This window comes from Parvibaculum sp., from assembly GCF_049672805.1.
GTDB lineage: Bacteria > Pseudomonadota > Alphaproteobacteria > Parvibaculales > Parvibaculaceae > Parvibaculum.
In genome coordinates this window covers 1-7,794 of record NZ_JBATWS010000165.1, presented here as the reverse complement: position 1 = coordinate 7,794, position 7,794 = coordinate 1, and the positions used below count along the sequence as shown (strand labels likewise).

8 protein-coding genes are annotated in these 7,794 nt (G+C 61.6%); all 8 read right to left on the bottom strand.

The window, feature by feature from the left end:
* Positions 1-293: 293 nt before the first annotated feature.
* The 8 genes from tilS to WBF74_RS05370 all read right to left on the bottom strand — a co-directional run bounded on the left by tilS (position 294) and on the right by WBF74_RS05370 (position 7,724).
* Positions 294-1,622 (bottom strand): tRNA lysidine(34) synthetase TilS, encoded by a 1,329-nt coding sequence (gene tilS, locus WBF74_RS05405; protein WP_424436334.1) that lies wholly within the window; start codon positions 1,620-1,622, stop codon positions 294-296.
* Between the two features lie 35 nt (positions 1,623-1,657).
* The gene (gene ybgF / locus WBF74_RS05400) at positions 1,658-2,554 is read right to left on the bottom strand and encodes a tol-pal system protein YbgF (protein ID WP_424436331.1); all 897 of its coding nucleotides are present in this window, start codon (positions 2,552-2,554) and stop codon (positions 1,658-1,660) included.
* Between the two features lie 197 nt (positions 2,555-2,751).
* Entirely contained in the window at positions 2,752-3,255 is a 504-nt protein-coding gene (pal, locus tag WBF74_RS05395) for a peptidoglycan-associated lipoprotein Pal (protein WP_424436328.1), read from the bottom strand.
* A 316-nt stretch (positions 3,256-3,571) separates the two neighbouring features.
* Complete coding sequence (tolB, locus tag WBF74_RS05390; RefSeq protein ID WP_424436325.1) at positions 3,572-4,924, bottom strand: Tol-Pal system beta propeller repeat protein TolB; 1,353 nt, start codon at positions 4,922-4,924, stop codon at positions 3,572-3,574.
* A 23-nt stretch (positions 4,925-4,947) separates the two neighbouring features.
* Positions 4,948-5,784, bottom strand: a complete 837-nt coding sequence (locus WBF74_RS05385) for a hypothetical protein (protein WP_424436322.1) — start codon at positions 5,782-5,784, stop codon at positions 4,948-4,950.
* Between the two features lie 9 nt (positions 5,785-5,793).
* Positions 5,794-6,255: a protein TolR gene (gene tolR, locus WBF74_RS05380; protein ID WP_424436319.1), complete on the bottom strand. Its 462-nt coding sequence runs from the start codon at positions 6,253-6,255 to the stop codon at positions 5,794-5,796.
* A gap of 3 nt (positions 6,256-6,258) precedes the next feature.
* Positions 6,259-6,984, bottom strand: a complete 726-nt coding sequence (gene tolQ / locus WBF74_RS05375; protein ID WP_424436316.1) for a protein TolQ — start codon at positions 6,982-6,984, stop codon at positions 6,259-6,261.
* A 254-nt stretch (positions 6,985-7,238) separates the two neighbouring features.
* Positions 7,239-7,724 (bottom strand): YbgC/FadM family acyl-CoA thioesterase, encoded by a 486-nt coding sequence (locus WBF74_RS05370; protein WP_424436313.1) that lies wholly within the window; start codon positions 7,722-7,724, stop codon positions 7,239-7,241.
* Between the last annotated feature and the right edge of the window lie 70 nt (positions 7,725-7,794).

The following is a 7,794-nucleotide window of genomic DNA, read 5'->3' as shown; positions in this document are numbered from 1 at the left end:
GACCCTGTTCCGTCCTGCGGAGCCGGCCCCTGAAACAGATTGAACAGCGCAATCAGAAGCAGTGCGCCGAGAACCCAGACAGCGAAGTTCTTGAAATTGGACAAGGGCTTTCCCTTTTTACCAGACTACAACCGCGCCACCCCATGTGGCCGCGATTGCATAGCAGGAGCCGTGCCACAGCACCCTCCCGCGTCTTGAGTGTTTCTAATCTAGAAGAACATAGTGACCATAGAAAGGTTTACCAAGTGCCCATAGCGGGCTTTTGGCCGCGTTTCTCAAGCGTTTCACGAGGCTCAGGCCCGTGGCGGCAAAGAGCGGCGGAGCGTCATATCCCACGCGATGCCCTTAATATCTGTCTCGAAATGGGGCACAACCACACATTCTGCGTCGCGCCACAGACCCGGCAGCACCTGAAGAATGGCTGACGGCACGGCAGGAAGGCGCACCTTCCGTGCATGAAGGAATGCGAGCCCCTCCTGCCCCAGAGCGCGAACCTCAAGGCGCGCCCGCTTCGGCGCCTTCAGGAGACGGATATGGAACCGCCCGTCCCACACCCCTTCCTCGCCCGGCGCGAGAAGGAGAGATGCCGCCTTCCGCGCGCCCGCCACTTCACGGGTGAAAAGGATGCGCCCGCCCTTTGCCGCGATCTTGGCGCCCGCCAGCGTCCGCCCGCCGCCAAGCTCTCCGGCAAGGAGTGCCGCGTGAACCGCCTCCAGGGCGTTGAGGCGCGGCGCATAGTCCGCGCCACCCGCAATGCGGATCGCGGTCGCAAGCGCCCGAAGGCCGATCTCCGCGCGCGCGCCGGTGAACGCATCGGCATCCATTTCCATATGGCCATAGGGCGAGAGCGTGGCATGGGCAGCGAGAAGATCGGCCACCGCCCCTTCCAGCGCTTCCCGCGCTCGCGCCATATGCCCGGCCATCCGCGCGAGCCGCGCTGCATCAAGGCCGAGGGGCGCAAGATGCTCCGCAATCTTCCGCGCCTTCACGCGGTCGAACCGCTCGTCCTCATTGCTCGGATCGCTCACGGGAACGAGCCCGGAGCGCGCAACCGTTGCATGCAGCCTTTCGCGCGGCAGGTCGAGCAGCGGACGCAGAAGCCGGACATGCGGCTCTCCCTCTGACAGAAGCCGCACGGGTTTCATGGCGGCAAGCCCGTCAACGCCGCTTCCGCGCGCAAGGCGCAGCAGAAATGTCTCGGCCTGATCTTCCAGATGATGCGCAACTAGAAGGTCGCCCACCCCCGCCTTTCGGCAGGCTTCCAGCAACAGGCGATAACGCGCCTCCCGCGCCGCTGCCTGAATGCCGCTTGCGGGCTTCTCGCCCTTCCAGCGGAGGATGCGATGCGGCACCCCGAGCACTTGCGCGAGCGATCCCGCATAGCGCGCCTCGGCGGCAGCCTCCTTGCGAAGTCCGTGATCGACGGTGAAGGCGTGAAGCGTGATGCCCTTGCGGCGCCTTGCCCAGCGCGCGGCAAGGATCAACAGCGCCAGCGAGTCCGGGCCGCCCGAAAAGGCGACCGCAATATTCTTCGAAGGCGAGAAGGCAGAAATCCGGGAAGAAAATTCGGCTGCGCTGACAGGCGAGACAGAAGCAGGCAAAGCATCATCCTGCGTTCTCATCTCTCCCCCTCACAATTGCCCACCCTCAGGCGGTATCAGCAGCCCGCTTTCCGCCGCTCGAGCTGCGCACGGGCAACAACAGCGGGAGAGGCCTGCGGAAACTTCGATCCAAGCTCGCCCCAGACGGTACAGGCTGCATCCTTGTTGCCCAGCGCGGCAAGGCTCATCCCGAGCTTCAGCAGGCTGTCAGGCGCCTTGCTGCTGGACGCATAGGTCGTGTAGCCGGTGAGGAAGGCATCACCTGCGCGCTTGTAGTCGTTCTGCGCGTAATAGGTTTCGCCAAGCCAGTATTGCGAATTGCCTGCGAGATTGTGATTGGGGTGCAGGCTGAGAAATTCCTGAAAGGCCGCCCGCGCATTGTCATATTGACCGCGCTTCATCAGATCGATGGCGAACTCATACTGGGATTCCGGTGTGCCGTTCGGGAGAACGCCGGAAGGAGCAGGCTCGGAAGAACCCTGAGCAGACGCGGTGTCAGCGCTGTCGGAACCCGGCCGCACTTCGCCACCGCTCTCCTCACCCGTGGAGGCGCGCGGCGTGACAGTGCCTGCACCGCCGGCCTGCAAATCCTGAAAGCGCATTTCCACGTCGGCCTTGAAAAGCTCAAGCTGGCGCTGTGCTTCTGCGGCCCGATGGTTCGCTTCCTCCAGTCGCCCCGTGAGCGAGCGCACCTGCTCTTCCAGATCGATCACGCGGGGATAGAGGTCGGATGAAGCAGCCCCACCATCTAGCGCGCGCGGCGCGCCTGTGCTGGTGCCGCCGCCATAGGTCTGGCGCTGAAGATCGGAAATCTCGTTCTCGATCCTGTCGAGCCGGTTGCTCACCGAGCGCATGTCGAGATCGCTCGACTGCGCATAGGCGACACCGAAGGGCAAGCCCGCAAGAAAGACAGCAGCGAGGATTTTATGTGCAGCGCGATGCGTTGAACGCAACGGGACCTCCCGTTCAGATATCAGATCGAGAATTCATCTTATGCCCAAGTACGACCAAATTGCGGCACCGGAAAGTCCGCAACAGGACGTCTTTAAGCCCCATGCCGTCATAGCATGTCATAACGAAAACGCCCCTCCGCGCAAAGCGGAAGGGCGTGTCCATTCTTCATGCGCACTCCCTCTGGAGGGAGAGCGGATTAGCTCGCAGCGCCCGACGCAATGACGGTCACAGCGCGGCGGTTCTGGCTCCAGCAGCTCTCGCTGGAGTCGAGGCAAACCGGACGCTCTTTGCCGTAGGACACCGTGTTGAGGCGGCTCGGATTGACGCCGAGGCTCACAAGGTAATCCTTCGCAGCATTAGCGCGACGACCGCCAAGAGCGAGGTTGTACTCGCGCGTGCCGCGCTCGTCAGCATGACCTTCAAGCGTGAAGGTCAGGTTCGGATAGAGTTCCATCCATGCAGCCTGACGCTGCAGGGTCGCACGGGCGTCGTCGCTCAGGGTCGAGCGGTCGGTGTCGAAGAAGACGCGGTCGCCAACATTGGCCACCAGATCTTCCTGCGAGCCCGGCACAATCGAGCTGGACGAAGACGAATTGTTCGTGGAAGCGTTGCCGTCGCTGTCAGTGGAGGAGCAAGCGGCAAGCATCAGAAAAGCAGCAGCCACAGCGGCAAACCGCAGGCCAGCATTCGAGGACTTCATTCGGGTGATCTCCTTTTGATCTCAGCGGCCAAGGCGCCTCAGCGCTCGATTGATTTGACACTCTTACACAGCAAGCCCTCGCAGTAAAACGAGCCCAAGCTCCTCTTACCCGATGGCATGCAATGTAGAAAAAACCTTCCGATGCCGATTTCGATCCGGCATGGGACACGTCGCCTACATGTAGCCGACGCTGGGGTTGCTGTACCGCAACACAATATTAGTCACACTCTATGGTAACGACAAGAACCATCACTGATCCTGCCGATTTTAAGCTTTTGTTGAGTGACATTTTTGTCACCAATTTTGGTCACTCAGCTTACTGAATACGGGGGGACCAGGCCGGGTCCGAAGCCATGGTGGGCGTCGGCACGGGACGCTCATTATAGCCGGTCACATCCACCGACCAGAGCGCCGGACCACCCTGCGCACCGCGCGTTTCGCGGAAAAACATCAGTACGCGGCCATTGGGTGCCCATGTCGGGCCTTCATTGTGATAGCCCTCGGTCAGGATGCGCTCCCCCGTGCCGTCCGGCCGCATGACGCCGATCACGAACCGGCCACCGGAAATCTTGGTGAAGGCAATGAGGTCCCCGCGCGGCGACCAGACCGGCGTCGCGTAGCTGCCCTGCCCGAAGCTGATCCGCTTCTGGTTCGACCCGTCGGCATCCATCACATAGATCTGCTGTGAACCGCCCCGGTCAGATTCGAACGTGATTCGCCGACCATCCGGCGAATAGCTGGGCGCCGTGTCGATCGCGGCCGTATTGGTGAGGCGCGTCACCTGCCGGCTGCGCAGGTCCATCGTGTAGATGTCCGAATTGCCGCCGCGTTGCAGGCTCATGATGATTCGCTGACCATCCGGCGAGAAGCGCGGCGCGAAGGTCATGCCCGGGAACTGGCCGACCACTTCCTGCTGGCCCGTCTCGATATCCAGCACATAGACGCGCGGCTGATTGTTGCGATAGGCGAGATAGGTGATCTCCTGCGAGTTCGGGCTGAAACGCGGGGTCAGCACAAGCTCATTGCCATTGGTCAGCATGCGGGGGTTATGCCCGTCTTGGTCCATGATGGCGAGGCGCTTCACACGCGCGTTCTTCGGCCCCGATTCCGCGACATAGACAATGCGCGTATCGAAATAGCCCTCTTCACCTGTCAGCCGCTTGTAGATCGCATCGGAGATGAGATGGGCTACACGCCGCCAGTTGTCGGGCGTGGTGAAAAACTGAAGCCCCGTGAGCTGCTGCTCACCGAGCACATCCCAAAGGCGGAATTCGACCCGCAGACGCCCGTCGGATTCGAGGCGCGACTGCCCCGTCACCAGCGCCTGGCTGTTGATGATGCGCCAGTCGCCAAAGCGCGGTTGCACATTGATGTCACTCACCTTCTCGATGAAGGAAGCCTTGGGCAGCGGACGAAAAAGACCGGACCGCTCGAGATTGTTGCTGATGACAGAAGAAATATCAGCGCCGATGCCTGCCTCACGCCCTTCCCCGCCAAGAAAATCCGTAATGGCGATGGGCAGCGGATCGACATTGCCCTGCGTGATATCGATCTGAAGTGCCGCGCGGGCGGGCGCCGCAAAGGCAGCAACCATCGCAACCGCCAATGCAAGCCGCGCGAAAGCCGCGTAACCCGCCTTCTCTTGCAGCAACGTCCGAAGCCTTGTCATTGCGTCATCTCCCATGAGAGGGCTTAACCACCCAGCATTTCTCTCGGATCGAATTTGAGGTCCAGTTCGCGCCAGCGCGAATATTTGTCAGCCGGCATCTTGTAGGGCGCGCAGAGGCGAATGGCGCGAAGCGCAGATTCAGCCGCCGCCCGGTAATAAGGGCCGCCCGTCAGCATCTGCGCCCGGTCCTGCAACTCCGGCGCACCGGAAAGCGATCCATCCGCGTTGAGATAAACCTTGATCCGCACCACAAGCTGCTCCGCATTGGGCGAACCGGCAGGCACCGTCCAGCAGCGGCGCATCTGCGCGCGGAACGCATCAATCTCGCTCATGGTGAGCGGCGCAGACGCATCATCCGTGCGCGGCGCATCAAATTCCGTATCAGCCGATTGCTGCGGCTTGGGCGCCGGCGCCTTGTCCGGCGTCTTGTCAAGCAGCGCGGCGATCTGGTTCGGATCGAATGTCTTCTTCTCCGGCTCCTTGCGCGGCGGGGTCGGCTTCTTGTCTTCTTTCTTTTCGACCGGCTTCGGCTTTTCTTCCTTCTTCTCGACCTTCTTTTCGGGAAGCGGCTCGACCTTTTCTTCCGGCGGCGGAGGCGGCGTCGGTGCAGGCGTCGGCTTGGGTTCGGGGCGCGGCGGCGCCGGGTCCTGCGGGCGCGGCGGCGTGGGCTCTTCAACCGGATTCGGCTTTTCCACCTTTTGCTGCCGCTTGAGATTGGTCACTTCGTCAATGGTGACGAGTTCCACCGGCAAGGCACGCGTCTCCATCGCAGGCAATTCCTCCGGCGAGGGAAAGGCCACGAAAGCAAACAGTATGACCGCCATATGTGCGGCGACTGAAAGGATAAGCGGTTTACGCATTCTCGCCGATTAGTTGGAACGCCGCCCGGTCGCGGGGGGCGAGGTATCGGTCTCCGTTACCAGTGCAACTTTCGAAAATCCGGCAGCACTCAACCGGCCCATCACGTTCATCACCTGCCCATAGGCAATCGCATTGTCGGCGCGAATGAAGATGCGCTGCTCATAGCCATTTTCTGCAATGGCGGCGAGCTGCGGCACGAGCGCATCCGCCTCCGTCAGCGTTTCCTGAACATAGATTTCGCCCTTGCCGTTGATGGTGATGGTCAGCGGCTCGGTATCACCGGAAATCGGCGCGGCCTGCGTCTTTGGCAGATCGACAGGCACGCCGACCGTCAGAAGCGGTGCCGCCACCATGAACACGATGAGCAGCACCAGCATCACGTCCACAACAGGCGTGACGTTGATTTCGGACATGGGCGCGCGCGCATATCGGCTGCGCCCGCCCCCCTTCTTTCCGGTGGACATCCCCATGGCTCAGCTCCGCTCGTCGAGCTGGCGGGAAAGGATTGCGGAGAACTCATCCGCAAAGCTTTCCATCCGGGCGGCGATGCGCGCGGCCTGGCTGGAGAAACGGTTATAGGCGACAACCGCCGGAATGGCGGCCACAAGACCCAGCGCCGTAGCAAAGAGCGCTTCGGCAATGCCGGGCGCAACAACGGCAAGGTTCGTGTCCCGGCTCACAGCGATGGACTGGAAGGAGTTCATGATGCCCCAGACCGTGCCGAACAGGCCGACAAAGGGAGCAACCGAGCCGACCGTCGCAAGGAAGAGCAAACGGCTCTCGAGATTCATCATTTCGCGGCTGATCGTGACCTGCATCACCTTGTCCACCCGCTCTTTCAGGCCAACGAAGGATGACGAGACGATTTCCTGCGAGCGGCGCCATTCGCGCATCGCGGCGATGAAGAGCGCCGAAAGCGGATGCTGCGGGCGGTGGCCCATCTCCTGATAGAGATCTTCCAGCGAACGGCCGGACCAGAAGATGCGCTCGAACTGGTCGGCCCGCCGCTCGATGCGGGAAAAGCGCCACCATTTGTCGAAAATGATCGCCCAGGACCAGACCGAGGCGAAGATCAGCCCCAGCATGACAAGTTTGACAATGATGTCTGCCCGAAGGAACAGCCCCCAAAGGCTGAAATCCATGGGGATGGCATCGACCGTTGTTTCGGTAATCACCTGTTGGGTGGCGACGGGATCCATTCAGTGCCTCTCCGTGCTCTCAGCCTTGACGCAGGGAGCGGCACATGAGGCGCAGCTCAACGCAGGCGGGTCCGTTCCCGTTTGCGCCCCCACTACACCTTATGTGTGCCCCCGAATTGCGGCTGAAGTTAGTCTTTCAATTATGTCATTACCGTGGCGTTAATCGGAAATCGGGACGCCCGCTCAAGAGGTTAGCCAGCAGGTGTGACTCCCCGAACACAATCCCCAATCAGATTGGACAACAACATATCTGCTCATTCTTCGGTTTCGGACGGGCTCACCAGCGGCGCCAGTGCATCGCGCACGCAGGCAGGCAGGCGGCGCGGACGCCCGGCCTTGTCGAGCACCGCTGCATAGACATGCGCGCGCCACAACTCGTCTTCCGGTTTTCCTTCCGCGCCGAGCCGCCAGATCACCTGCTCCGCCTCGATCCGCGCCCCGCTCGCGCGGACATAGCGCGTATGCACTTCGAGCCGGTCATCGATACGTGCGGGGCGCAGAAAGTCGATATTCATCCGGTGTACGGCAAAGGCGATCGGATCATCGCCATCAAACAGATCGGCGTGATGAACTCCGGCGAGCCGCAAAAAGTCTGACCGCCCCCGCTCTGCAAAGCGGAGATAGTTCGCGTGATAGACAATGCCGGAGAAATCCGTGTCCTCGTAATAGACGCGGATGGGGAGCTTATGGACCTGCCCCTCGATCCGCCCGGCAAGATCAGGCCAGACTGCCCCGCTCATGCCTCGTCCTCCCCCTCGTCGAAAAGCATGGGCTGGTTCGACTGGCTTGCGCTTGCAGGCATGGCAACAC

What these genes read in the sequence shown, in the direction of transcription:
- tolB (WP_424436325.1), bottom strand. Translation starts at nt 4,924, where the DNA reads ATGACAAGGCTTCGGACGTTGCTGCAAGAGAAGGCGGGTTACGCGGCT.
- tolQ (WP_424436316.1), bottom strand. Translation starts at nt 6,984, where the DNA reads ATGGATCCCGTCGCCACCCAACAGGTGATTACCGAAACAACGGTCGAT.
- WBF74_RS05385 (WP_424436322.1), bottom strand. Translation starts at nt 5,784, where the DNA reads ATGCGTAAACCGCTTATCCTTTCAGTCGCCGCACATATGGCGGTCATA.
- tolR (WP_424436319.1), bottom strand. Translation starts at nt 6,255, where the DNA reads ATGGGGATGTCCACCGGAAAGAAGGGGGGCGGGCGCAGCCGATATGCG.
- tilS (WP_424436334.1), bottom strand. Translation starts at nt 1,622, where the DNA reads ATGAGAACGCAGGATGATGCTTTGCCTGCTTCTGTCTCGCCTGTCAGC.
- WBF74_RS05370 (WP_424436313.1), bottom strand. Translation starts at nt 7,724, where the DNA reads ATGAGCGGGGCAGTCTGGCCTGATCTTGCCGGGCGGATCGAGGGGCAG.
- pal (WP_424436328.1), bottom strand. Translation starts at nt 3,255, where the DNA reads ATGAAGTCCTCGAATGCTGGCCTGCGGTTTGCCGCTGTGGCTGCTGCT.